Consider the following 23,743-nt stretch of genomic DNA (forward strand, 5'->3'; position numbering starts at 1 on the left):
AAAGAAGCTCCAGAATTGTAATTCATACTTATATATGTGCTAATTTCCACCGACCATTAGCTCTCTGTAACAGGGATATAAGATACTACTGCGATTCTTTCAACGCGTATATATGAAATTGTGTAAGAGGATGGACGCAAAAAAGTCCCTATCGGAAAATCCGATAGGGACGATAAAAATCGCGGTACCACCCTATTTGTAAACAACTAATTGTTTACCACTCACTTTACGATAACGGAAAGATCCGTCTTTCTCTTCATGCATAAAAAGCATTACGGGAAAGAAGCTCCAGAATTGTAATTCACGCTTGTATATGTACTGATTCGCACCAACCATCAGTTCTCTGAGACAGTGATATAAGTCGCTACTAGTATTCCTTCAAAGCCGATATATAATTCGTTCAACTAAACTATGTTTTGTATTATAAAACTATATTAAAAAAATTGTCAACAAAAATTTTTTATCCCGTGTTAATGAGCAGTAAAATTCCTACCTCAAAATTCGGTTGGAGCAAAGAAGTGAGATGGGAGATTAACTGCCCGTAACTCCCGATTGGTGAAGGGTAATAATCAGTGGGGATGAACGAAATCTCTACTGATTAAAGTTTCACTTTATTTCACTTCTAAATTAACAGTTAAATTAGAGGTATTGCCAGCTGCATCAGTTGCTACAATGTGAATAGTATTCTTTCCTTCTTGTAATTGAGTACGATCGAAATAAATGTCATAGCTTTTATCCCAAGGGTTCAGGAATGCCTGGTCCCATACACCATTTCCGTTAATTTCATATTGCATTCTCACTGGAATACCAGGTGCTATCCAACCAGATTCTGACATCCAATCTAGTAGAATATCATCAACTTTTCCTCTAATTACGAGATTTTCTTGGTCAACTTCGTATGTTAACTTAGGTGCAGTTCGATCAAGAAATACAGCAGCTGTTTGTTTTGTTTCTCCGCCAGAATTAGAAGCAACTGCTTCGATTTGATATAGCCCGTCAGCTAAAGGAGTGCCATCGGTTTTTGTACCATTCCATTTGAAAGGTTTGTATCCAGGAGTTGCATTTTTAGCTTGATGGATAATCCCTTGATACGTTACACGTTCTTTCGTAACTAAATTTGCATGCAATGTTACATCATCCACAGGCGCAACTAAATAGTAGTTGATGAGATTATCATCTAGTACGTGGTCGCCATTTGGGCTAAAAGTAGAATTAATAATTTCAAGTCCATCGATACGTTTATAATCTTTAGGATCGATACTAAATGTGAATGGAATTCGAATTTCTTCTTTTGCCCCTTGTTCTTTTACATATACATTTCCAGTATACACACCTTGTGGTAGTGAGCTATCTACAGTGATAGTAAATGGTTTTTCGGTACTACTATTCGGTTGAATGCTAATCGATGAAGGGACAGAAGCTTTTACTTTTGTGTTTGCATCTAGTAACTCCACACGAGTTGAAAAACTTTTCTTTTTACTAGAAAGGTTTTGTAATGTAACATTTTGCGTCAGTTTTACTTTTCCGCTATTTGGCTTAATAAGACCAAAGCTGACATTGTTAGGTTTTACTAATACATTTGTTTGAGCTGCTTTCGGAATGTTAATTAAACCTGATCCTTGTGCCATAACAGGGTATGTATTTTCATTGACATCATGTAATGTTTTTGCATTGTTAGCAAGAGCCGCTTTCAATTGTTCTGTCGTCCAATCAGGATGCATTTGACGCAAGAGGGCAACCGCTCCAGCTACTTGCGGAGCAGCCATACTTGTTCCGTTATGCGATTCATAGCCGCCTCGCGGTACTGTACTAGTAATTTGTACTCCAGGTGCAACAACATCAGGCTTTATTAGCCAACTTCCTTGTGATGGTCCTCTTGAACTAAAGTTACCGATAAGTTCTGTTTGCTTTGGTTGTCCAATTTTTATATTTTTCTTTCGTTTTGTAATTAAAGTTTTTAATTCTTCCCCATTTGTATTTGATAATTGCATTACTGGGACAGCTAGATGTTCACGTGAAAAATATTCCGGCATCATATTAATTTCTTTTTCGCTAGAGATTAATAACACACCAAGTGCCCCAGCTTGCTTCGCTTGTTCTGCTTTTACTAATGTACTAGAAGTACCTTGTAAAATAAGTGCGAATTTCCCTTTCACATCTTGTTTTGCATAATCACTTGGATTGCCATAACCAACGTATACAAGAGGGGAATCATTTCCTATTGGAAAATCGGATTTTGATAACGGTAACCCTTGATATGTTTTGCTGGAACCAGCTACTTGGAATGTTGGAAACGGGATAGAAACCGTAGATGCTCCAACAGAAATGACACTACTTGCGTTACCGGGAGCATCAACAGACCAAGGTTTTGGTCCGTCATTTCCATTTGAAACGACAGTAGTAACACCAAGTTTCGCTGCTCGTTCTAACGTTAATGTTACAGGCTGATCAGGTACATTTAAATCCTGCCCAAGGGAGAGATTTAACACATCTGCACCATCTTGAATCGCTCGCTCAATCCCTTGGATAATATCATCTGTTGTACCAGTTCCACCGTCATTCATTACACGATAGGCTAGAATAGAAGCGTTTGGAGCAACGCCTTTAATTTTTCCATTACCCGCAATAATTCCAGCTACATGAGTACCATGTACGTTACCATCCATTGGATCGCTATCTTCATCAACCGTGTCATATCCACCGATATAATTTGCCTTTAAGTCAGGGTGTGTATAGTCTACGCCAGAGTCGATAATGGCTACTTTCATGCCTTTTCCATCAAGCGGTTTGCCAGATTGATCTTTTAAATTCCACGCGTCAGGTGCACCAATTGTCGGTCCACCGATATTTGGTGCTTCTTCGTTAGTAGTACTTTTTGATGTTTCATGCAATTTATATGTTAAGTTCGGATAGACTGCTTTTACTTCAGGTAAAGAGGCAAGAGAGGTAATTTGATCTCCAGGAACTGAAATAGAGAATCCGGAAAATAACGTATTATACACTTCTTTAATTTTTGCACCAGGTGCTTTTTCTTTTATTTTCTTAGTCGTATCTTCTTGTGCTTTTTTTAGTTCAGCATGATAAGACTGCGCATTACTATTTTGTAAATCTGGAGCATGCTGAATATTACTTTGAGCAGCGAGAGGTGCATGTTGCAATTCTACAATTACTGATATTTCTTTTGTTGTTTTCGTTTCAACATTTTGAGCAATTTTATGTTCTCCCCACTGTTCAATCGTTGTTTTTAATTGTGGACTAAATTGCTTCTCCTTTTGTAGTGATTCAGCATGAGTGCTTAAAGCTCCAAAACTAGAAAAGACAAGCGCCATGCTTAATAGTGTAGATGTAGTTTTTTTCATTGATACTCCCCCTAATAAAAAGTGCCAATATTCAGAAATGGAATCTTACATTTTAGTTAGAACTTATAAATATAAATGTTGGCTAAACTATACTTTCGATATAATTCATACCAATCCTCTATGAATTGAAAATTTCTTGGGAAATTTTTTCTGATTATGTCGAATCGATATTTTTCACATATTGTAGGAAGAAAGTGAGGAATGCTATGAGGGAAATGGAGTGATGGTATGAAAAGGCTAATAGTAAGTGGTAGTGTAGTGTTGTTTATGTTTTTATGTTCTATCGCTATTACTAGCGCAGAAAATAATAGTGTGAAAGTTGCTTTTATTCGTCATCATAACCTTTGGATTAAAGTTGATGGGAAAGAAAAACAACTTACAAAAGGAGAGAACATAACAGGGCCAAAGTGGTCACATGATGGAGAATGGCTGGCATATGTAAAAGGGGAGAAACAAAATATTCTTGAGTTATATCGGCTGAAAGATGGAAAGAAAGTTACGCCGTTTCACTCAGAAGCATCGAATTATCAATGGTCACCAACAGAAAATATAATTGCATTTATATTTACAGGTACATTGAATACATTTGATGTAGAAAAAAAGAATGCAGATTTTGAAAATGTATCGGCTGGTGTGGGTGATTATGCATGGTATCCTGATGGAAAGAACTTTCTTGTATCCTCTGAAGCGCACTTACTTCCAACAGGATGGACAGGGGCTCAGCTATATGAAGTGCAAAAAGATGCACATATGAATCCTCACAAAATGAAGCATTTGTATGCATTGCCAAATGAACATGATGATTTTCTAGCGCTAGTAGCAAGTGGCTTTAAGTGGTCACCAGATCAAAAGTGGATTTCATTTTTAGCGGTACCGACAGCTTCATGGTCAGCTGATAGTAATACGCTTTGCTTAGTTCGAGCAGATGGTAGTCGGTTTGAAATAGTAGATCAAATGCTATTAAATACAGAATGGTTCAAATGGGCGCCATCAAAAAACATATTGGCTTATATTGAAGGAAGCGGGAGAGTTGCATTAGAGAATAAACATTTAAAAATAAAAGAACTGCCAGCACTCCAGCAGCAAACATTTACGCCGAAAGGATATGTGGATTGGGATTTTACATGGAAGAACGATAATGTAATTATCGTTTCACGAGCAAAAGAGGGAGGGTTTGAAACTCTGCCAGAAAAAAGGCCATTTCCATCTTTATATGAGATAAATAGCACAAGCGATAAACAATATCAAATTACAAAGTCATCTAATAAGCAAGGCGATTATCATCCAATTTTCATGAAGAAGAGCAATCAATTAATATGGATACATTCAGATCGTAAGAAAGCTAATATATGGATAGCTCATAGTGATGGAAAACATGAAAAAAAGTGGATTGAAAATGTAGATATACCAGAGTGGTATTATGAGAAATGGAATTGGGAAAATGTTATCTCGGTGAAAGAAGAATAAAAAACTGCCTAAAAGATTGTTTTAGGCAGTTTTTTACTGTTATTTATGTGTTTTATTTGGCTTTTTTTTCGCTGGGTTTCCGTTCCCTTGGCGCTTTCTATTTCGTTCATCTTTTGCTTGTTTTTCATGTAGTGTATCTAAAAATTCATTCGAGTTACTCATGTTTATATCTCTCCTTTCATTTTGTCATGATTACTATAACCATTTAGGAGGATAATCATGAGTTAGAAGTTAGGCACTTAATTTTCTTCGATAATGTAAGTAAAATATTCCATACATAACAAATAGCATGAGTAAAACTTGTAACTCTACATTTGCCTTTAAAATAGCTGCGATAGGGTCTAGTAAGTACGGTGATTTATCATTTGTGCTTAAACCTAACCATTTATTTAAGAGGCTAATGGTACAAAACATAAAAACACCGGACCAGCTTGCCGTAATTGCTTTTTGTTTAATTTTTGTTTCACGTTCATCATCTGTAATCCAAGGATTAGCAGTTTTATCACTACTAAAGAAGCCGTTTATATATCCCCATACAATCATTCCAATAAAGACAATTATCCATTTCATATATGTAATTCTCCTTTCGGTGTAAAAAGTATTTTACATGTAATATTGTAATATTTTACAAACCTTCGTGTCAAACCTTTTTTACATATCGGTTTTTATACAGCAGGAATAAAGAATGCAATAGGGAAGAAATATGTGTGAGGATTTTATAGTAAGAGGAGACTGAATATGAAAATCGTTTTTGTTCGGCATGGTGAAGGTGAACATACAACGGATTTACCAGAAAGTTTACAAGTGTTTGACCCACCATTGACGAGAGTAGGAAAGGCTCAAGCTAAGTTACTTCAACGTGATGTATCATTACAAGAAGCGGATATATTAATTGTTAGTCCTACACTTAGAACTTTACAAACGGCGACAATATGGAGTGCGAAAGTAGCTTGTCAAAAAATAGTCCATCCATATGTATCTCCGCGTATTTTTCCTTATCGAGAAGGAGCGAAAACATTACCGTGCGATTATATAGTAGATCAGGGAATGATAACAAAGTTATTTCCGCATTTTTCGATAGAGAAAAGCTCAAATAATCAGTTATGGAAGGAAGGTATAAACACTATTTCAGAGAATAGTTTTCAGCAAATAGTAGATGAATTTCTTCTTTGGTGTTATGAACTGGGTGCGGAAAGAATTTGCATTGTATCTCACGATGGAACAATTACAGCATATAGGCAATATTTACATAAAGTCGTTTTAACTAGATCAGATTTTTTGAAAGAAACAGGTATATATGAAATGGATTTATCCCATAAAAGTCTGATTGATAAGGGCTGATTATAGGATGGAGGTTGTTTGTTGAATATTGCATTAGTAGTTGGTTTTAATTCGGATTTAGAGGCGCAATCAATACGAGCATCTCTTGAGTATTTTGGTGCAAGAGTTGTGACATATTGGATTGGTAGACCGAAAGATTTTGTGGAAGTTCTTTCTGGAAAGAACTTATTTAACGATATTAATTATATTATTTTTTGCTTTCATGGTGAAGAAGGGAAGTTTGTCATGGAAGAGTTAGGCGAAGAAGTATATGAACAAGATGAACCGAGAGGGTATTTTGGTAAAGCAGAAATTTATAAATATGCAAAATTGCATAATACACATATTGTAAATAGCGGGTGCACATTAGGGGAGCAAAAACTTGCAAAATCTTTTTTACATAGTGGTGCAAAATCATATATTGGATCGATTGATTATGTAGATGGAAATGCAGCACTTATGTTTACTATACGCTTATTTTATGGGGTTATTAACCATGGGAAAACGTTAGAAGAAGCGTTTCAAGAAGCGAGTTTAATTGATGAGGAGACACATACATTTCGATTCTATAATTAGTGTGAAACACGTTTATTCTATATTCGAATAAACGTGTTTCACATTTAACTCACAATTTTTTTGCATTTTTTTCAATGAAAATGATTATCACCTGTGGTATGATATGTTCAAGTTTTTACAGGTAATAAAAGTTACTATATAAACGTTAGTTTTTAATGTTTCATACACATGTCATGAATTATTCATAATTAACGTTTGAAAAATGAGTAACTAATGTTATTATATTAACTGTAACTAACTTAATTACAACTTTAGGAGGAAGATATGGTTATTCAATTTTTAAGAGAAAACAAAGCAGTTTCTTTTGTATTAGCAGTAATTCGAGTATATCTTGGTTACACATGGTTAATGGCTGGAATCGGTAAACTACAAGGAAAAGGATTCGATGCAACAGGTTATTTGCAAGGCGCAATTGAAAAATCTAAAGGTGCACAACCGGCTGTTCAATCTTGGTGGGCATCATTCCTACAAGAATTTGCAATTCCAAATGTAGATTTGTTTAATACGCTTGTAACATGGGGAGAAATTTTAGTCGGAATTGGTTTAATTGTAGGCTGTTTAACAAAAACAGCGGTCTTTTTTGGTCTTGTAATGAACTTTTCCTATATGTTTAGTGGGTCAATTGGTGTGAACCCTGAGATGGTTATCTTATCTATGTTTGTTCTTGTTGCCGGTATGAACGCTGGGAAATTTGGAATGGATGGCTTTGTTATCCCAAAAGTATTAGGATCAAAAACTCAAAAACGCCAAAAGCAAGCTGCTTAATATATGAAAACGGGTATCTCAAAATGAGATACCCGTTTATGTTATTTTTCAACTTTGATCGGATTGTTCTTAAAGAAGTCTTGTACATACCCGACAAATTCTTGTGGTTCTTGGCGAAATGGTGCATGATAACCTTTTTCAATAATATGTAAAGTGCTATTTTTTAAGAATTGATGATACGTTTCTCCTTCTTTCCAAGAAACGCTACTATCATTTCTGCCCCATATAATTAAAGTCGGCTGTTTCATTTCATTCGCATTAATTTTAAGACGTCTAGGCCATAGTTTCATTTTGTTATAATGCTCTTCATCGTTACGTTTGAATTTCACTTTGCTCTCATCATAATCAGTAATAGAAGAAACGGCATTTAAATCAGTCGGCAATTGTGGTTTTGGTGAGCCTTGTTTAGTAACGAATGTATGAGGACCACCTGTAGCATCAGTTAAAATAAGGTGAGTAACTGCTTCAGGATATAAATATGTTAAATTTAGAGAAATTTCTCCCCCCATGGAATGCCCCAGTATTGCGAATGAATCATACCCTAGTTTTTTCATTAATTTATAATACAAATTTGCATGAGTTGGAAAAGAATAATAAAAATCCATTGGCTTAGATGAGCGCCCGAATCCTAAAGCATCTACAGAAATAATTGTATGATCTTTTGCTAAATCGGAGTAAATCTTTTGAAAACCATCTGATGACCCTCCAAAGCCATGAATCATAAGTAAAGGTGGTTTTTCATTACCAATCTTTTTAAAGTAAATGGTTTGACCATCTATTTCTACCATTTTTTCCTCGGTAGCTAGTTTAGCTGTAATTGTATTTTTCACTTGCTTTACTTGTTCTACTGGCTTTTCTGCTGCACTACATCCTACTAATAGTGTAAGAGTAAGACAACCTACCATAAAATAGCTAAATCGCTTCAATTAGGTGTCTCCTTTCTAACATAACGCTGTATCTATCATAGCAAATAGCATATTACGATTTCCAGGAAGTTGGCTACCATTTTTTATCATAAGAGGTGAAAGGAGCGTTTCTTGGAAATTTTCTGTTTGAAGAAATTTACGAAATATAAATTGTGAGTGTGGGACATCAATTCGTACTATACCATTCCAACATTCACATATCTTTTTTAATAATTGAATAGCATCTTCTTCTTGCTTGGCGATAAGTGGATGGATACATAATATATTGCCCTTTTGTATGCATAATGAAAAAGCTTCTATACGGTTATTTCTTTCAATTTTAAAAGCGTGTATGGCCCTTGGTAATAGCAAAGAGTAAAGTAGAGAACGATTCACACCAGTTGCAATTTGATCGAGAGAAGTAAGAGATATAAGGTCTTCTTCTCGTACTTGTTGTAAGTGAGAAGGATACGTCTTAGTAGTTTGCTTTTCAAAACGATGAATTGTTGTTGCTGTTTGAAATCCACATGATGTGTATAGAGGTTCGCCAGCTTTTGTCGCAATAAGTGCAATTGGTTGTTTTGGATGAATTTGTTCCAAGCAATGATTTAGCAACATGCGCCCTATTCCTCGTCCTTGAAAATTAGGGTGAACGATTAACATACCAATGGAAGTGAAGTTACTTGTAAAAGGAAATACTCCTCCAGTCGCAATGAGTTTGTTTTCATGAATATAACCTACAAGTGTGCCGATAGAAAGATACATTTCGAATTGCTTTTTCATAAAAATTTCATCGTGTAACCATCCAACAGATTTGCAAAGATTAAGTAATTCAAAAATAAAAGACTCATTTAGCTTTACTATTTTCATAAAGGCTCACCGCATTTCTATTTAATTTCATAAAAATAGAGTCAAAATGTAAAAAAAAGAGATTTACGTTAAATGAAATCCAACCTGTTTATATTTAAATTGTAAAGGGCAGGATGGCTGATACGAAGAGACAAAGTTATACAAATTATAACTGATATTTACATAAGTTAACAAAAAATTTACATACAACTAATTTTCTCTTAATAGTCTTCCATTAAATTTGATAGTGGGAAATGAATAACCTAATTAGGGGGACAAGACAGTGAAAAAGTTTGTGAAAAAAGCATGGCCATTTGCAGTTGTGGCATCATTAGCAGTTACTTCGGTAGCAACATGGAATTTTACTCGTTCTAGTGAGGTTAATGCAGATGAGAACGGAAGCAATGCAAAGATTAAAAATGTTATCGTATTAATTGGGGATGGTATGGGCCCTTCATATATGACGGCTCACCGTTATATGAAAGATAATCCAAAAACCTTTGAAATGGAATCTACAGAATTTGATAAGCATCTTGTAGGAACACAAAAAACATACCCAGAAGATGAGCATGAAAATATTACAGACTCTGCATCAGCAGCAACAGCTATGTCAGCAGGGATTAAAACATATAATGCTGCAATTGCAGTTGATAATGATAAAGCGGAAGTGAAAACGGTTCTTGAGCAAGCGAAAGAAAAAGGGAAATCAACGGGACTTGTTGCAACTTCTGAAATTACACATGCAACACCAGCTGCTTTCGGTGCGCATGACATTAGCCGTAAAAATATGGACGCAATTGCAAATGATTATTTTGATGAGAAAATTAAAGGGAAGCATAAAGTAGATGTTATGCTTGGCGGCGGCGTAAAGAACTTTGTTAGAAAAGATCGTAATCTTACAGAAGAGTTTAAGAAATCTGGTTATAGCTATGTAACGGATCGAGATCAATTGTTAAATGATAAAAATGATCAAATTCTTGGTTTATTTGCACCAGGTGGATTAGATAAAATGATTGACCGTAATGATAAAACACCTTCATTAGAAGAAATGACTAATGCAGCAATTGAGCGTTTGAACAAAAATAAAAATGGTTTCTTCTTAATGGTGGAAGGAAGTCAAATCGACTGGGCTGGACATGATAATGATATCGTTGGTGCAATGAGTGAAATGGAAGACTTCGAAAAAGCTTTCAAAGCAGCGATTGAGTTTGCGAAAAAAGATAAAAATACGTTAGTTGTTGCAACGGCAGACCACGCTACAGGTGGATTATCTTTAGGTGCCAATGGCGAGTATAACTTTAAAGTAGATCCAATTAAAGCTGCAAAACGCACACCAGACTTTATGGCAAATGAGATTGCAAAAGGTGCAAATGTAGAAGAAACATTGAAAAAGTATATTGATTTACAATTAACTCCAGAAGAAATTCAAGCTGTAAATGATATAGCTCCGTCAAAAGATGTAACAAAGATTGATAATGCAATTGAAGATATTTTCAATAAGCGCTCGGTTACAGGCTGGACAACTGGTGGACATACAGGGGAAGATGTGAACGTGTATGCATTTGGTCCAGGTAAATACTTATTCTCAGGCGTTCAGGAGAATACAAATATAGCGAAACGTGTCTTTGATATTGTTGGCGGCGGCGATCCGAATAAAGGAAGACGTTAATTAAGAGCGAAAGTGAGGCGAAATGCCTCACTTTTCTTTTTAGGAGTTGGGAATATGGGGGAATTATTTAGAAAATTAAGATTTTTTATAGTGTTTGTAGTATTACTAGTTGGATGTCAACAAGAAGAGAATAACGTAGAACAAAAATCTACTACTAAAAAATCTGAGGAAAAGGTACAAATAACAAAAGAAGAAGAGAGATCTATTCAAGATGTTATTACTACATTTGTGCGAACGACGAATGAAAAAAATCTTGCAGAACATATGGAGTTATTTTCAAAGAAGATGCCTAGTGCTGAAGACTTAAAAACACAAAAAGAAGCCGCATTTCAAAAGGGAAATAAGAAGATTGAATTGGAACATATAGATATGAAAGCTAGTAAAGTAGGGTATGTTATTGTTGAAACGAAAGAAAAGGAAGTAGACGATAGTGTCACTCTTCAAAAGAAAGTACAGTACGCTCTTGGAAAAGAAGATGAGAAATGGAAGATTGAAGAGGTTCGCACGATAGAGAAAAAATAACGTGAAACTTTAATAAGTGTGGGAGTCACACCTCCAAAAAAAATGGTATAAAAAAAGGTTCTCATTGGCGAGAACCTTTTTTTATAGTGGTAGCATAATTTGATTTGAGCATGCCTCAATATCATCAATATCTTGACGAATTGTGGCCATTTTATTATCAAGATCTTCAGCTTTCATTGCTGCATCATGTAGTTCATCTTTTAAATACTCCGGTATTTTCCCTTCATATTTATAATAAAGTTTGTGTTCTAAACTTGCCCAAAAGTCCATTGCCAGTGTACGTAACTGAATTTCTGCAAATACATCTTTTGTACCAGAATTCAGTGATAAAGGATATTTAATAATCATGTGTAAACTTTTATAACCGTTTCGTTTTGGGTTAGCGATATAATCTTTTACCTCTATGATTTCCATATCTTCACGCTTTTGAATGACTTCTTTTAAATGATAAATATCTTCTACGAAGCAACATGTAATACGAATACCAATAATATCTTGTAAATGCGTTTGGGCATTTTCAACTGTCGGTAATAAATTTTTACGTTCAAGCTTTTTAATAATACTTTCAGGTTGTTTTAGTCTTGTTTTTATATGTTCAAACGGGTTGTAATCCTCTAAAAATTGAGCTTCCCGGTTCATAATTTCAAATTTAGTTTTTAACTCTTCTAAAGCAAATGTATATGGTAATACAAAAGCTTTCCAGTAGTTAACTGTTGATTGATTATATTCCATTTATATACACACCTTTTCCTATTTACAAGTGAGGTTGTTATTATACTAAATACCAAATCATATAAGCACAAGCAGCAAATGATGAGATCATAAAGCGATATTTAGTTTTCATACTTTCAACTCCTTTCGAGTAAGATTCTATATAAATAAACGTGATTGTTAATAAGTTCACTATGTACAATTTCTATAGTAATAGATTCGTGTGAATTTCGTATGAACTAATTGTTTCAGCTTTTTGTCTTTTTTGCTGTTAATCATAATTATTATTCGGATTTAAAGTGTTTTTATTTGATTTATCCATTTGTATAAATTAATGTATATTTAAATTTATAGTTATTAAGGAGGATATACGGTGAACTTTGAAGAATTAGCAATTGCTAGACGTTCTGCAATGAAATTTATACAAGGTATAGAAATCCCTGATGAGGATTTTAAAAAAATATTTGAGTTAACTAAGCTTTCTCCATCTTGCTATAATTTGCAGCACACACATTATGTTGTAATTCGTGATCAAGAGCGAAAAGAAAGATTAAAAGAATTAGCGTTTGGTCAATATAAAGTATCGAGTGCATCAGCGGTAGTGCTCGTTTGTGGTGATAAAAGAGCATACCAAAATGTTGAAAATATTTACTTCGGTATGAAAGTTTTAAAAATGATTGATGAATGCGAATATGAAGATACCATTAGGCAAACGAAAGGGTTATATGAAGGAAAAGGAGAGCGTTTCATGGAGGATGAAGCGATTAGAAATGCTTCGTTAAGTGCGATGACTTTTATGTACGCAGCTAAATATTATGGATATGATACATGTCCAATGATTGGTTTCGATGAAAAAGCAGTACAAAGTGAATTAAATATGCCAGAGCATGTAATACCTGTTTTAATGATTACGATAGGGAAAAGTGATACGACTAAAGTTCGTCCAAGAGGATATCGAAAGCCAATTAGTGAGTTTGTTACATACGAATCGTTTTAATAAAATTTATTTAACTATAAAAACAAGGGGATTCTAAATAGAATCTTCTTGTTTTTGCAATTGACAAATAGAATGAAGTTTTATAATATGTAAATCGTAATCATTACGTTTTAGTTTGCGATCTTTGAAAGAAAGGAGAATTACCTATGCGTGTAAATATTACATTAGCTTGTACGGAGTGCGGTGATCGTAATTATATTTCTAAAAAAAATAAACGAAACAATCCAGAACGCATCGAACTAAAAAAATATTGTCCACGATTAAAGCGAGTAACGTTACATCGTGAGACGAAGTAGAAGACTAGAGATATCTCTAGTCTTTTTTTGTTAATAAGTTTTGGTTTTCTTTGTTATAATTACCTTAAATTGTAACGAAGGAGAGGATATGGTGAATCAAAAAGATAAAGAAAGAAAAGAGCACGTAGCTCATATTATTGAAATTCCAGATGAATATAGGCTTGTTGTAGATGATCAAGAAGGGGTTGATGACCCGTATCATCTATTATGGTGGGGACATAAAGATGATGAGGAGAAACAGATACAAATTACATTAAATAGACATACTGGTAATTTAATTGAATTTAGGATAGATGATGGAAATTCTTTTTCGAGTGATAAGGGAGCGGTAGAGGAGAATAAAGCAAGAGAGGTTGCAAATACATTCTTAAAAAAATATACAAAAGAAGGATATGAATTCTATACATATGTAACGGTTAAGGACGACAGGCGCGGTTGGAAAGAAGTAAATTATATGCAAGAAGTGAATAGCTATCCATTGCCGAATACTGGGTGTGTTGTGCGAGTGCACCCTTCAGGTAATGTTGTGCATTTTCATTACAATGGACAAAAAGCCATAGAGAAAAAACCGTTATGGCCAAGTGAAATTGTTGGGGAGAATATCGTTTTAGAAAATTTGAAAGCTAGACAAGATATGAGACTTGTATTTGTAGATTTAACATACTCTTCATGTGAGTATGAAAACGGGGAAGAAGTAAAAGGGTACCATCTTGTATATGAACCAGAACCTAGTCATGCGTTTATTGATGCAAGTACAGGTAAAGATTTATATGGGCCAGAACACTATAAATTACCTTCTACAGTACTTGTTGATAAACTGCTAAAGAGTAGTCAAAAAAAAGATGTGTTTGATTTATTTGATTGGGACAAGGGGAAGTTTGTCAAAATAGATGAAAAAGTAGATGAGGATGAAGTCCGGATAAAATTTGTATTAAAAGAAGAATTACAAAAAGAAATAGAAGAGAAGGATTCATATTCAATGGATGAGTTTTATAAAAAACATTTTCCAATGTTGAAACATGATGAATTCGTTATAATTACTCTAGATAAAGAAACAAATCAATTGCTTTCTTTTTTTATGTGGAAGAATGAGAAAAAAAGGAAAACAATCTTATCAAGAGAGCAATGTTTAAGCAAGGCACTTCAATTTTTAGAGCATATTATCCCAGATGCGACAAAGTATGTTCAACTTTGGGATAATTATGAGGAGGAAGAGGGGATAGAGAGGTTTTCCTTTTCAATCTATGTAAATGACATTCATGTAGAGCGGAAATATATTATGATCAACATCAATGCAGAAAATGGTGCTGTGATGCACTACTCTGGAGAGTCTGGCAACTTTATAAAAGAATTACTTACATATGAAACAACACCAAAAGTAACAAAAGAAAAAGCGTTAGAAATATACAGAGAGGCTATCCGAGTTAAATTAGAATGGTTTGTGGATCATCATGCAGAGGAAACGAAATACAAACTACTGTACAAACAAACGACAGATGAAAAACATAAAGAACTTTTTGATTGTAGTCGGGAAATTCGTTATATTGATGCCCAAACTGGGAGAAAGATTTGGAGTAAGTAAAATAAAAAGAGTTATTTTTCAAAGAAAATAACTCTTTTTATTTTTATAATTTGTCTGTTCGTTTTTCAAAATTAAATGTGATAGGAAGATTGGAAGAAGAATTATCACTTTTAAATGTTACTTTCCATTCTTTAGTATGGGCTTTAATTTCAAAATTAAGAAGATTCATCGCTCTACGTTTATCTATTTCTAAAAACATATTATGAATTTCTGGTTCTTGCTGTAAATTAAGAGCCTTTAGTGTGACTGTTAATGTGAAAAAATTTTGCCCTTCATATACTATTTTTGATATTTTTGTTTTTTGTGTATTTAACAGTATATAAAAACGGTCTGATGGAGTTAATTGTACAGAGTCATCAGTAATTTCATTCTCGCTATTATAAAGTTCAACTAAGAAAGATGTACTATGGGAAGAATGTTTTTTGCTTGTAATCTGTAATTCAGTAGGAATCATCGGTATTTCATAAAAATCATTCCTTATTATGTTATTGTAATCCTCTGAAAATTTACGGACTTCTTTTGGAAAAGAGTCTTCTTGTGTACTTAAAAAAGTTTTATGTTGCTTTGGAGTTTTTTTACTAAAATTTAATGTTTCTTTAAAGTAATAATTGGATCCAGTTAAAAATAAAAAACTACAAATTAATAAAAAAATTCGATACGGATTTTGAAAGTTAAAGAACAGTAGTATACATGTAATAAATCCAATTACATAGAAAATAAAGATAAGTAGTTCTAGTTTTGAGTGAAAGGAGAAACCATAATTATGAAAAAATTTCATTCCAATTATAATTTGAGCTCCAAAAAACAAAGAAATTCCAAATTGAAAAAATAATAAATCAGGCCCTCTCTTAATAACAAAAGTAATGAACGAAATGAAAAGTAAAAATACCCCTAAATAAATTGTTACATTTAATAATCGATCTAATGTAAGCATGAATAGTTTCCCCTTTAATAGCATATTCATATATAAATAACAATTTTATATAATTATAATATAACAATAAAATATTTTAAATGTTGGAAGTGTTGAGTTTTATAAATAAACTGTACAGACACAAACAACCTCAAGCCCACATACACATAATAAAGACCACTATTTTGGCGGAGGTGAAAGGTTTGAGTCTATTCGCCGCAATTGGATATATGGTTCGAGAAGTGTTTGTCTTTGTTTCTTATGTGAAAAATAATGCGTTTCCGCAGCCGTTATCATCAGATGATGAGAGAAAGTACTTAGAGTTAATGGAGCAAGGTGATGCTCAAGCGAGAAATCTTTTAATTGAACATAATTTACGGCTTGTAGCTCATATCGTTAAAAAATTTGAGAACACAGGAGAAGATGCAGAAGATTTAATTTCAATTGGTACGATCGGGCTCATTAAAGCGATCGAGAGCTATTCTGCAGGAAAGGGAACGAAGCTTGCGACGTATGCAGCACGCTGTATTGAAAATGAAATTTTGATGCATTTACGTGTACTAAAGAAAACGAAAAAAGATGTTTCACTTCATGATCCGATCGGGCAAGATAAAGAGGGCAATGAAATATCGCTTATTGATATATTAAAATCAGAGTCTGAAGATGTAATTGATATGATTCAGCTTAGTATGGAGTTAGAAAAAATTAAAGAGTATATCGATATTTTAGACGAAAGAGAAAAAGAAGTGATTGTGAAACGTTTTGGACTTGGGCTAGATAAGGAGAAAACACAGCGGGAAATCGCTAAGGCGCTTGGCATTTCTAGAAGTTACGTATCACGGATCGAAAAGCGTGCTTTAATGAAAATGTTCCACGAGTTTGTAAGGGCAGAGAAAGAGAAAAAAGCGAAAGAGTAAAGTGTATTAGAAGCAGCCATATTTTAAAATAGGCTGCTTTTCTTATTGTAAATAAGAAAAGAAAACGCGTTATGCTAAGAAGAAATACATGTTCACTGTTGAAAATGACGGATTCTATCTGTAATATTAGAAGGTGCTAAATAATTTAAGAATAATACCATACTTAGTTTTCTGTATGTATAATAAGGCTGCTTTATATGATATGTGGGAATAAGAACCAATTTTACGTATGATATAGAAAGAAAATAAGGGAAAACTAAAGTTATAGACTGATTAGGGGGTTTCGCAATTTGCGACGTACATTATATCGACTTATGATAGAACTTACAAATGGTCGCTTTACTTCTTATATATTACGTAAATTTGCACAATCTCGTTTGAGCTCTATCATTATTCCATCGTATGCGAAAGTTTTTCAAATTAATCAAGATGAGATGGAAAAGGGTTTGAAGGAATATAGAACGTTGCATGAATTATTTACGCGTAAGCTAAAAGAAGGAAAGCGTAGTATTGATACAGATGCATCGAGTATTGTTAGTCCTGTTGATGGTGTTTTTGCAGATTATGGTCCTATTGAGGATACAAAAACATTTGATATTAAAGGAAAGCGCTATTCAATTGTGGATATGCTAGGTAATGAGGAACGTGCAACGCGATATGCAGGCGGTACATATATGGTAATTTATTTGAGTCCAAGTCACTATCATCGCATTCATAGTCCGCTTTCTGGTTCTGTGAATGAAAGATTTGCACTCGGTAGAAAATCGTATCCGGTAAATGCAGCTGGTATGGAATATGGGAAAGAACCGTTGTCAAAAAATTATCGTTCTGTTACAGAAGTAAGCAGTGATGGCGAACATATGGCTCTTGTAAAAGTAGGGGCCATGTTTGTTAATAGTATTGAGCTTTTGCATGAGAGAGACACTGTTCAAAAAGGTGAAGAAATGGCATACTTTACATTTGGTTCAACAGTTGTGTTATTGTTTGAAAAAGATATGATAGAAGTAGTGCAGGAATTAAAGAGTGGGCAAGAGCTGCGTCTTGGTGAAAAAATAGCTACTCGATTAGCTCATAAATAAAGAAACGCTTTTATAACCGTAAGTAAGAGTTATGGGCAAAGATACTTAATGATGAAATCCCCTAGATGGGAGTACTTGTTTATTCGAGAGCCATCGTAGGATGGCTCTTTTTACAGGGCATTCAATAATGTATCCTGTAACTGTTTGATTGGTACGGGCTGATTAAACTTTCACTTTATATATAATCAAGAAGATTTGACAAGCTTGTCCTCTAATGAGCGTCTAATGATTTCTTGTTTTATAAGTAAAATGAAGTCGGGATTTAATTTTAGTTCTTTTGCTTTATAATAAGACTCAGTGAGTAACTCAGTGGATAACTGTTCCATATGTTTTGTTTTCAAGGTGAGTCACCTCCTAATAATATAAGGATTGATTCGTTGATGCATTTAATGTACCAAAAAAATATGACAGTCACAAACGAGTGGTTATCCACATACCTAGGTGGATAAAGTGTGTATAGTTTGTTAGTAAATTCCAAATTAACTGAAAAATTAATGTGGAAAATGTGTACAATTTTATCCACAGGTTATATATCGAAAAATGTTGTCGAAAAATTTTATGAAAAATCCTCAAAGAGGTGAAAGAAATTGAAACTATTTTTACCAAATGAATACGTGAAAAATGTATATCATGTTCAACCAGAAGATTTAAAAAAACGTGGGATTAAAGGTGTTATTACTGATTTAGATAACACTTTAATTGAATGGGATCGTCCAAATGCAACCCCGCAACTTGAAGAATGGTTCTTAAAAATGAAAGAGCAAGGCATCCAAGTAACGGTTGTTTCAAATAATAATGAGCAACGTGTAAAAGATTTTGCTGACCCATTAGGTATTCCATTTATTCATAGTGCACGTAAACCATTTGTTCGAGCGTTTAAGCGTGCGATACAAGAGATGCATCTGCAGGCAGAGGAAGTTGTAGTAATTGGAGATCAGTTACTGACTGATGTGCTTGGTGGAAACCGAGTAGGGCTTCATACAATTTTAGTTGTACCGGTAGCACAAACGGACGGATTAGTGACGCGCTTTAATCGGAAAATTGAACGAAGAATCATGAAAAATATGAAGAAAAAAGGTTTAATTAACTGGGAGGAATAAAGTTTGACTGAAACAATTAAATGTATTGGTTGCGGTGTAGAAATTCAAACAGAAAATAAAAACGAAGTGGGGTATGCTCCTACCTCATCTTTAGAGAAAGAGCAAGTCATTTGTCAACGTTGTTTTCGCTTGAAGCATTACAATGAAATTCAAGATGTATCGTTAACAGATGATGACTTCCTACGCATTTTAAATGGAATTGGAAAATCAGATGCATTAGTAGTCAAAATTGTAGATATTTTTGATTTTAATGGTAGCTGGTTACCTGGCTTACATCGTTTCGTAGGGAATAATAAAGTATTACTTGTTGGAAATAAAGCTGATTTAATTCCAAAGTCAGTAAAACATGATAAAGTAAAGCATTGGATGCGCTATAGTGCAAAGCAGCTAGGATTAAAACCAGAAGATGTCTTTTTAATTAGTGCAGCGAAGGGACAAGGAATTGCTGAACTAGCAGATGCTATTGAGTATTATCGCGGCGGCAAAGATGTTTATGTTGTTGGATGTACGAATGTAGGGAAATCGACATTTATTAATCGTATGATTAAAGAATTTAGTGATGAGACTGAAAATGTAATTACAACATCTCATTTCCCAGGAACAACACTGGATTTAATTGATATTCCATTAGACGAAGAATCTTCTTTATATGATACGCCAGGTATTATTAACCACCACCAAATGGCTCATTATGTTGGGAAGCAAAGCTTAAAGCTTATTACACCAACAAAAGAAATTAAGCCGATGGTATTCCAATTAAATGAAGAACAAACGTTATTCTTTAGTGGATTGGCACGTTTTGATTATGTAAGTGGTGGTCGTCGTGCGTTTACTTGTCACTTCTCGAATCGTTTAACAATCCATCGTACAAAGCTTGAGAAAGCAGATGAATTATATAAAAATCATGCTGGAGATTTACTAAGCCCGCCAACGCCAGAAGAATTAGCAAATATGCCTGAGTTAGTGAAATACGAATTTAATATTCGTGAACCAAAGACGGATGTTGTATTCTCTGGATTAGGATGGGTTACTGTGAACGAACCAGGCGCGAAAATTGTTGCACACGTACCAAAAGGAGTAAGTGTTTCACTACGTAAATCTTTAATTTAATATGGAGAGGGATTTATGAAACAATTATATGGTGTAATCGGAAATCCAATTGGACATTCATTATCACCCGTTATGCATAACGATGCATTTGAACACTTGAATATGGATGCCCATTATCATGCATTCCTTGTTGAAGAGGAAGCGCTAGGGGAAGCAGTAAGAGGTTTAAAAGCATTAGGTATTTCAGGATTTAATGTAACAACTCCGCACAAGGTTGCTATCATGGAGTATTTGGATGAGATTGATCCATTGGCAAGGAAAATCGGTGCAGTAAATACAGTGGTTCATAAGAATGGAAGGTTAATTGGCTACAACACAGATGGAATTGGTTTTGTTCGAGCGCTGCAGTCAATTAGTAATGAACCACTTCAAGGGAAACGTATTTTGTTACTTGGTGCAGGTGGTGCTAGCCGAGCTATTTATTTTTCTCTTGCTGATGTAGGTGTAAAAGAGATTGATGTAGCCAATCGTACAGTTGATAAGGCGAAAGAACTTATTGCTGCACGTACGGCCGATGTTCATTCTGTTGCTTTGTCGTTAGAAAAAGCGACAGAAGAACAAGGAAATTATGATATTATCATTCAGACGACAACGATAGGTATGCATCCACACGTCGAACATACGCCATTACAAATGTGTTTGTTAAAAAAAGGAACGATTGTATCAGATATAATTTATAATCCATTTGAAACGAAAATTTTATGTGAGGCAAAAGAGCAAGGCGCAATCATTCAAAATGGTATTGATATGTTTGTTTATCAAGGAGCACTTGCATTTGAAATGTGGACAGGACGTGTACCAAATATTGATCGAATGAAACAATTAGTTATAGAAAAGCTTGGAGGCTAACATATATGTTAACAGGAAAACAAAAAAGATTTTTACGTGCACAAGCACATCATTTAACACCAATTTTTCAAGTAGGAAAAGGCGGAGTAAATGAAAATATGGTAAAACAAATTGGAGAAGCGTTAGAAGTTCGTGAACTATTTAAAGTGAGCGTATTACAAAACTGTGAATTTGATCGCCGTGAGGTTGCGGAAGAACTTGCAAAAGGTGCACGTGCTGAAATCGTTCAAGTAATTGGAAGCACAATCGTTTTATACAAAGAATCAAGAGAAAATAAACAAATTAAGCTTCCTCGATAAAAAGATTAGCATGCGCTATTTTTTATCGCTGATGCGTAATGATGTAGAGAGCGAAACCAATTGAACTTTTATTAATAGCAACTCTCTTCGTTCCTAACCAAGGAGAGTTGCTGTATGTAAGAGGAAGGGGCGTTTCTTTTGAGGAAAATTGGCATCATTGGCGGTACATTTGATCCGCCTCACTATGGACATTTGCTAATTGCAAATGAAGTATATCACGCTTTGGAATTGGAAGAAGTATGGTTCTTGCCAAACCAGATTCCGCCACATAAACAAGGACGTAATATTACAAGTATAGAAAGTCGTTTACATATGTTAGAGCTTGCGACTGAGGCAGAAGAACACTTTTCTATTTGTTTAGAAGAGCTAAGCAGGAAGGGCCCATCTTATACGTATGACACTATGTTACAATTGACGAAGAAGTATCCGGATGTGCAGTTTCACTTTATTATCGGTGGGGATATGGTTGAGTATTTACCGAAGTGGTATAACATTGAAGCTTTACTTAATCTTGTAACATTTGTTGGAGTTGCAAGACCTGGGTATACATTGCATACAACATATAAGATTACTACAGTGGAAATTCCGGAATTTGCAGTTTCTTCATCCTTATTACGTGAGAGATATAAGGAGAAGAAAACGTGTAAATATTTACTTCCTGAAAAAGTACAGGTATATATCGAGAGGAATGGGTTGTATGAATCGTGAGAATGCACTGCATATTGTCAAACAACAAATGCATGAAAAACGTTATATACACACAATTGGTGTAATGGAGACAGCGATTGAGCTTGCTAAGTTATACGGTGTAGACGAGAAAAAAGCAGAGATGGCAGCTATATTCCATGATTATGCGAAATGTAGAGCGATTTCAGAGATGGAAGAGATTATTAAACGTGAAGATTTGCCGAAAGATTTACTTTGCTATAATAAAGAGTTGTGGCATGCGCCTGTTGGGGCATACTTAGTAGAAAAAGAGGTAGGCATTACGGATTCTGAAATATTGCAAGCTATTACATATCATACAAGTGGTCATGAGAACATGACGATGTTAGATAAAGTGATTTATGTAGCTGATTACATTGAGCCAGGGCGAAAGTTTCCGGGTGTGGAAGAGGCTCGTAAACTCGCATATACGGATATAAATCAAGCTTTATTATTTGCGTTAAAGAGAACAATTCAATTTTTAATGGAAAAAAATCAGACGATTTATCCATTAACATTCCAAACATACAATGCAGTTATCAAGGAGGAAATGAGTAAATGAACGATAAAGATTTATTAGTGTTAGCGGCAAAAGCAGCTGATGATAAAAGAGCAGAAGATATGGTTGTCCTAAATATGCAAGGTATTTCACCAATTGCAGATTATTTCATTATTTGTCACGGTAATTCAGATAAACAAGTGCAAGCAATTGCACGTGAAATTAAATCAAAAGCACATGAGTTCCAAATCGACGTACAACGTATGGAAGGTTTTGACGAAGCACGTTGGGTATTAGTTGATCTTGGAGATGTAGTTGCCCATGTATTCCATAAAGATGAGCGTAATCACTATAATTTAGAGCGTCTATGGGGCGATGTGCCACGTGAAGATATAACAGAAGAGCTAGGCCAATGAAATACGAACAATTTGCATTGTTGTACGACGAACTGATGAATGATGTCCCTTATGATAAATGGGTAGAATTCACAGAGGAAAGCCTGCAGCAGGCAGATATGAAAGATGCAAAAATTCTTGATGTAGCATGCGGTACGGGTAATGTAACCCTTCCGCTTGTGCAAAAGGGTTACGATTTAATAGGTGTCGATCTTTCAGAAGAAATGTTAACAGTCGCTCAGCAAAAACTAGGAGGAGAGGGATACTTTATTCCTTTTTACCAACAAGACATGCGAGAGCTTGATGTTCCAGGTGAGTTTGACTGTGTCACTATCTTTTGTGATTCATTAAATTATGTATTGCAAGAAGATGGAGTACAAGAAACATTTAGAAGAGTGTTTCACCATTTGCGTCAAGATGGTTTGTTTTTATTTGATGTACATTCTTTATATAAAATACATCATGTATTTCAAAATGAAACGTATACAGTGAATGCAGAAGAAATATCTCTTATTTGGAATTGCTTCCCTGGTGAAGAATCAAATAGTGTAGAGCATGATTTGACATTCTTTGTTCAAGATCCGGAAGAAGATGTGTACCATCGGTTTGACGAATGTCACGTGCAACGTGCATATCAAGTGGAAGAGTTAACGAAATGGCTTGAAGAAGCAGGTTTTACAGTTCTTCGTGTAACAGGTGATTTTGAGCGACTTGAAGTTACAGAACAAACAGAGCGTATTTTCTTCATGGCAAAGAAAAACGGATAAAACAAATAAAACAAAAGCAACCGAGAAGGTTGCTTTTGTTTTATAAAGAAGATGTATTTTTAGTTCTAGCATAATCTGAAGATCGTATGCGT

At 34.5% G+C, this 23,743-nt stretch carries 27 protein-coding genes and 2 other annotated features (1 of these 29 cut by a window edge); of the genes, 19 read left to right on the forward strand and 8 right to left on the reverse strand.

All coding sequences use genetic code 11. From position 1 onward, the window contains the following. Positions 1–112 (reverse strand) — a binding site (T-box leader) (it extends 116 nt beyond the left edge of the window). Positions 113–162: 50 nt separating this feature from the next. After that, positions 163–391: a binding site (T-box leader), on the reverse strand. Positions 392–611: 220 nt separating this feature from the next. Then, entirely contained in the window at positions 612–3,359 is a 2,748-nt protein-coding gene (locus tag AC1Q8M_RS17295; RefSeq protein WP_098360851.1) for a S8 family peptidase, read from the reverse strand. A gap of 228 nt (positions 3,360–3,587) precedes the next feature. Between AC1Q8M_RS17295 and AC1Q8M_RS17300 the strand changes: the two genes are divergently transcribed. Next, the gene (locus AC1Q8M_RS17300) at positions 3,588–4,826 is read left to right on the forward strand and encodes a TolB family protein (protein WP_071713635.1); all 1,239 of its coding nucleotides are present in this window, start codon (positions 3,588–3,590) and stop codon (positions 4,824–4,826) included. Positions 4,827–4,865: 39 nt separating this feature from the next. On the opposite strand, the gene AC1Q8M_RS17305 is transcribed toward AC1Q8M_RS17300, so the two are convergent. Together AC1Q8M_RS17305 and AC1Q8M_RS17310 are read right to left on the reverse strand one after the other, a co-directional pair. Next, a complete protein-coding gene (locus AC1Q8M_RS17305; protein WP_016512308.1) occupies positions 4,866–4,988 on the reverse strand; it encodes a DUF4023 domain-containing protein in 123 nt (40 codons plus the stop codon). A gap of 69 nt (positions 4,989–5,057) precedes the next feature. Next, positions 5,058–5,396 carry a hypothetical protein gene (locus AC1Q8M_RS17310; protein WP_016512309.1) on the reverse strand — a complete coding sequence of 113 codons (339 nt, stop codon included), beginning with the start codon at positions 5,394–5,396 and terminating at the stop codon, positions 5,058–5,060. Positions 5,397–5,564: 168 nt separating this feature from the next. On the opposite strand from AC1Q8M_RS17310, the gene AC1Q8M_RS17315 reads away from it, so the two are divergent. The 3 genes from AC1Q8M_RS17315 to AC1Q8M_RS17325 all read left to right on the forward strand — a co-directional run bounded on the left by AC1Q8M_RS17315 (position 5,565) and on the right by AC1Q8M_RS17325 (position 7,487). Further along, positions 5,565–6,167 (forward strand): histidine phosphatase family protein, encoded by a 603-nt coding sequence (locus AC1Q8M_RS17315; RefSeq protein WP_000706247.1) that lies wholly within the window; start codon positions 5,565–5,567, stop codon positions 6,165–6,167. An 18-nt stretch (positions 6,168–6,185) separates the two neighbouring features. Further along, positions 6,186–6,722: a hypothetical protein gene (locus tag AC1Q8M_RS17320; RefSeq protein ID WP_025118463.1), complete on the forward strand. Its 537-nt coding sequence runs from the start codon at positions 6,186–6,188 to the stop codon at positions 6,720–6,722. Between the two features lie 264 nt (positions 6,723–6,986). Beyond that, positions 6,987–7,487, forward strand: coding sequence for a DoxX family protein (locus AC1Q8M_RS17325; RefSeq protein ID WP_000236608.1), 501 nt, complete (start codon positions 6,987–6,989; stop codon positions 7,485–7,487). Positions 7,488–7,528: 41 nt separating this feature from the next. On the opposite strand, the gene AC1Q8M_RS17330 is transcribed toward AC1Q8M_RS17325, so the two are convergent. Together AC1Q8M_RS17330 and AC1Q8M_RS17335 are read right to left on the reverse strand one after the other, a co-directional pair. Continuing rightward, entirely contained in the window at positions 7,529–8,413 is an 885-nt protein-coding gene (locus AC1Q8M_RS17330) for an alpha/beta fold hydrolase (protein WP_000819813.1), read from the reverse strand. 15 nt (positions 8,414–8,428) lie between these two features. Then, a complete protein-coding gene (locus tag AC1Q8M_RS17335; RefSeq protein ID WP_000706702.1) occupies positions 8,429–9,262 on the reverse strand; it encodes a GNAT family N-acetyltransferase in 834 nt (277 codons plus the stop codon). 262 nt (positions 9,263–9,524) lie between these two features. Between AC1Q8M_RS17335 and AC1Q8M_RS17340 the strand changes: the two genes are divergently transcribed. Together AC1Q8M_RS17340 and AC1Q8M_RS17345 are read left to right on the forward strand one after the other, a co-directional pair. Beyond that, positions 9,525–10,910 (forward strand): alkaline phosphatase, encoded by a 1,386-nt coding sequence (locus tag AC1Q8M_RS17340; protein ID WP_000714908.1) that lies wholly within the window; start codon positions 9,525–9,527, stop codon positions 10,908–10,910. A gap of 54 nt (positions 10,911–10,964) precedes the next feature. Then, positions 10,965–11,432 (forward strand): hypothetical protein, encoded by a 468-nt coding sequence (locus tag AC1Q8M_RS17345; RefSeq protein ID WP_061659952.1) that lies wholly within the window; start codon positions 10,965–10,967, stop codon positions 11,430–11,432. An 81-nt stretch (positions 11,433–11,513) separates the two neighbouring features. Here the strand turns inward: AC1Q8M_RS17345 and AC1Q8M_RS17350 are convergent, their stop codons facing one another. Beyond that, complete coding sequence (locus tag AC1Q8M_RS17350) at positions 11,514–12,164, reverse strand: GTP pyrophosphokinase (protein WP_000456218.1); 651 nt, start codon at positions 12,162–12,164, stop codon at positions 11,514–11,516. Between the two features lie 352 nt (positions 12,165–12,516). On the opposite strand from AC1Q8M_RS17350, the gene AC1Q8M_RS17355 reads away from it, so the two are divergent. From AC1Q8M_RS17355 to AC1Q8M_RS17365, 3 genes are all read left to right on the forward strand, one after another. Further along, positions 12,517–13,140, forward strand: a complete 624-nt coding sequence (locus AC1Q8M_RS17355) for a nitroreductase family protein (protein WP_001008498.1) — start codon at positions 12,517–12,519, stop codon at positions 13,138–13,140. Positions 13,141–13,286: 146 nt separating this feature from the next. Beyond that, entirely contained in the window at positions 13,287–13,436 is a 150-nt protein-coding gene (gene rpmG, locus AC1Q8M_RS17360) for a 50S ribosomal protein L33 (RefSeq protein ID WP_001265617.1), read from the forward strand. A gap of 88 nt (positions 13,437–13,524) precedes the next feature. Next, a complete protein-coding gene (locus AC1Q8M_RS17365) occupies positions 13,525–15,018 on the forward strand; it encodes a YcdB/YcdC domain-containing protein (RefSeq protein ID WP_098360852.1) in 1,494 nt (497 codons plus the stop codon). Positions 15,019–15,061: 43 nt separating this feature from the next. Here the strand turns inward: AC1Q8M_RS17365 and AC1Q8M_RS17370 are convergent, their stop codons facing one another. Next, positions 15,062–15,982 (reverse strand): hypothetical protein, encoded by a 921-nt coding sequence (locus AC1Q8M_RS17370; RefSeq protein WP_003271732.1) that lies wholly within the window; start codon positions 15,980–15,982, stop codon positions 15,062–15,064. Between the two features lie 152 nt (positions 15,983–16,134). Here AC1Q8M_RS17370 and sigK point away from each other — a divergent pair, with 152 nt between their 5' ends. Together sigK and AC1Q8M_RS17380 are read left to right on the forward strand one after the other, a co-directional pair. Further along, positions 16,135–16,848, forward strand: a complete 714-nt coding sequence (gene sigK / locus AC1Q8M_RS17375; RefSeq protein ID WP_000051382.1) for an RNA polymerase sporulation sigma factor SigK — start codon at positions 16,135–16,137, stop codon at positions 16,846–16,848. 290 nt (positions 16,849–17,138) lie between these two features. Continuing rightward, the gene (locus AC1Q8M_RS17380; protein ID WP_098855458.1) at positions 17,139–17,927 is read left to right on the forward strand and encodes a phosphatidylserine decarboxylase; all 789 of its coding nucleotides are present in this window, start codon (positions 17,139–17,141) and stop codon (positions 17,925–17,927) included. A 185-nt stretch (positions 17,928–18,112) separates the two neighbouring features. Here AC1Q8M_RS17380 and AC1Q8M_RS17385 read toward each other — a convergent pair whose 3' ends face one another. Beyond that, the gene (locus AC1Q8M_RS17385) at positions 18,113–18,268 is read right to left on the reverse strand and encodes a sporulation histidine kinase inhibitor Sda (RefSeq protein ID WP_000850094.1); all 156 of its coding nucleotides are present in this window, start codon (positions 18,266–18,268) and stop codon (positions 18,113–18,115) included. Between the two features lie 246 nt (positions 18,269–18,514). Here AC1Q8M_RS17385 and AC1Q8M_RS17390 point away from each other — a divergent pair, with 246 nt between their 5' ends. From AC1Q8M_RS17390 to AC1Q8M_RS17425, 8 genes are all read left to right on the forward strand, one after another. Then, on the forward strand, positions 18,515–19,027 hold the full coding sequence (locus AC1Q8M_RS17390; RefSeq protein WP_000765307.1) for a YqeG family HAD IIIA-type phosphatase: 513 nt from the start codon (positions 18,515–18,517) through the stop codon (positions 19,025–19,027). A gap of 3 nt (positions 19,028–19,030) precedes the next feature. After that, positions 19,031–20,137 carry a ribosome biogenesis GTPase YqeH gene (yqeH, locus tag AC1Q8M_RS17395; protein WP_000140807.1) on the forward strand — a complete coding sequence of 369 codons (1,107 nt, stop codon included), beginning with the start codon at positions 19,031–19,033 and terminating at the stop codon, positions 20,135–20,137. A gap of 15 nt (positions 20,138–20,152) precedes the next feature. Further along, a complete protein-coding gene (gene aroE, locus AC1Q8M_RS17400) occupies positions 20,153–20,986 on the forward strand; it encodes a shikimate dehydrogenase (protein ID WP_000812070.1) in 834 nt (277 codons plus the stop codon). 5 nt (positions 20,987–20,991) lie between these two features. Then, complete coding sequence (gene yhbY, locus AC1Q8M_RS17405) at positions 20,992–21,285, forward strand: ribosome assembly RNA-binding protein YhbY (RefSeq protein ID WP_000955227.1); 294 nt, start codon at positions 20,992–20,994, stop codon at positions 21,283–21,285. A gap of 138 nt (positions 21,286–21,423) precedes the next feature. Next, positions 21,424–21,993 (forward strand): nicotinate-nucleotide adenylyltransferase, encoded by a 570-nt coding sequence (nadD, locus tag AC1Q8M_RS17410; RefSeq protein ID WP_001226038.1) that lies wholly within the window; start codon positions 21,424–21,426, stop codon positions 21,991–21,993. Continuing rightward, the gene (gene yqeK / locus AC1Q8M_RS17415; protein ID WP_001078478.1) at positions 21,983–22,552 is read left to right on the forward strand and encodes a bis(5'-nucleosyl)-tetraphosphatase (symmetrical) YqeK; all 570 of its coding nucleotides are present in this window, start codon (positions 21,983–21,985) and stop codon (positions 22,550–22,552) included. Before nadD ends, yqeK begins: the two co-directional genes overlap by 11 nt. Further along, positions 22,549–22,905, forward strand: coding sequence for a ribosome silencing factor (gene rsfS / locus AC1Q8M_RS17420; RefSeq protein WP_000998173.1), 357 nt, complete (start codon positions 22,549–22,551; stop codon positions 22,903–22,905). The genes yqeK and rsfS overlap by 4 nt, the downstream gene beginning before the upstream one ends. Further along, positions 22,902–23,651 carry a class I SAM-dependent methyltransferase gene (locus tag AC1Q8M_RS17425; RefSeq protein WP_072940218.1) on the forward strand — a complete coding sequence of 250 codons (750 nt, stop codon included), beginning with the start codon at positions 22,902–22,904 and terminating at the stop codon, positions 23,649–23,651. The genes rsfS and AC1Q8M_RS17425 overlap by 4 nt, the downstream gene beginning before the upstream one ends. Positions 23,652–23,743 lie beyond the last annotated feature (92 nt).

The organism is Bacillus sp. GW823-FHT06A10 (assembly GCF_058795375.1).

What these genes read in the sequence shown, in the direction of transcription:
- AC1Q8M_RS17295 (WP_098360851.1), bottom strand. Translation starts at nt 3,359, where the DNA reads ATGAAAAAAACTACATCTACACTATTAAGCATGGCGCTTGTCTTTTCT.
- AC1Q8M_RS17300 (WP_071713635.1), top strand. Translation starts at nt 3,588, where the DNA reads ATGAAAAGGCTAATAGTAAGTGGTAGTGTAGTGTTGTTTATGTTTTTA.
- AC1Q8M_RS17305 (WP_016512308.1), bottom strand. Translation starts at nt 4,988, where the DNA reads ATGAGTAACTCGAATGAATTTTTAGATACACTACATGAAAAACAAGCA.
- AC1Q8M_RS17310 (WP_016512309.1), bottom strand. Translation starts at nt 5,396, where the DNA reads ATGAAATGGATAATTGTCTTTATTGGAATGATTGTATGGGGATATATA.
- AC1Q8M_RS17315 (WP_000706247.1), top strand. Translation starts at nt 5,565, where the DNA reads ATGAAAATCGTTTTTGTTCGGCATGGTGAAGGTGAACATACAACGGAT.
- AC1Q8M_RS17325 (WP_000236608.1), top strand. Translation starts at nt 6,987, where the DNA reads ATGGTTATTCAATTTTTAAGAGAAAACAAAGCAGTTTCTTTTGTATTA.
- AC1Q8M_RS17335 (WP_000706702.1), bottom strand. Translation starts at nt 9,262, where the DNA reads ATGAAAATAGTAAAGCTAAATGAGTCTTTTATTTTTGAATTACTTAAT.
- AC1Q8M_RS17345 (WP_061659952.1), top strand. Translation starts at nt 10,965, where the DNA reads ATGGGGGAATTATTTAGAAAATTAAGATTTTTTATAGTGTTTGTAGTA.
- AC1Q8M_RS17350 (WP_000456218.1), bottom strand. Translation starts at nt 12,164, where the DNA reads ATGGAATATAATCAATCAACAGTTAACTACTGGAAAGCTTTTGTATTA.
- rpmG (WP_001265617.1), top strand. Translation starts at nt 13,287, where the DNA reads ATGCGTGTAAATATTACATTAGCTTGTACGGAGTGCGGTGATCGTAAT.
- AC1Q8M_RS17365 (WP_098360852.1), top strand. Translation starts at nt 13,525, where the DNA reads ATGGTGAATCAAAAAGATAAAGAAAGAAAAGAGCACGTAGCTCATATT.
- AC1Q8M_RS17370 (WP_003271732.1), bottom strand. Translation starts at nt 15,982, where the DNA reads ATGAATATGCTATTAAAGGGGAAACTATTCATGCTTACATTAGATCGA.
- aroE (WP_000812070.1), top strand. Translation starts at nt 20,153, where the DNA reads ATGAAACAATTATATGGTGTAATCGGAAATCCAATTGGACATTCATTA.
- yhbY (WP_000955227.1), top strand. Translation starts at nt 20,992, where the DNA reads ATGTTAACAGGAAAACAAAAAAGATTTTTACGTGCACAAGCACATCAT.
- yqeK (WP_001078478.1), top strand. Translation starts at nt 21,983, where the DNA reads ATGAATCGTGAGAATGCACTGCATATTGTCAAACAACAAATGCATGAA.
- rsfS (WP_000998173.1), top strand. Translation starts at nt 22,549, where the DNA reads ATGAACGATAAAGATTTATTAGTGTTAGCGGCAAAAGCAGCTGATGAT.
- AC1Q8M_RS17425 (WP_072940218.1), top strand. Translation starts at nt 22,902, where the DNA reads ATGAAATACGAACAATTTGCATTGTTGTACGACGAACTGATGAATGAT.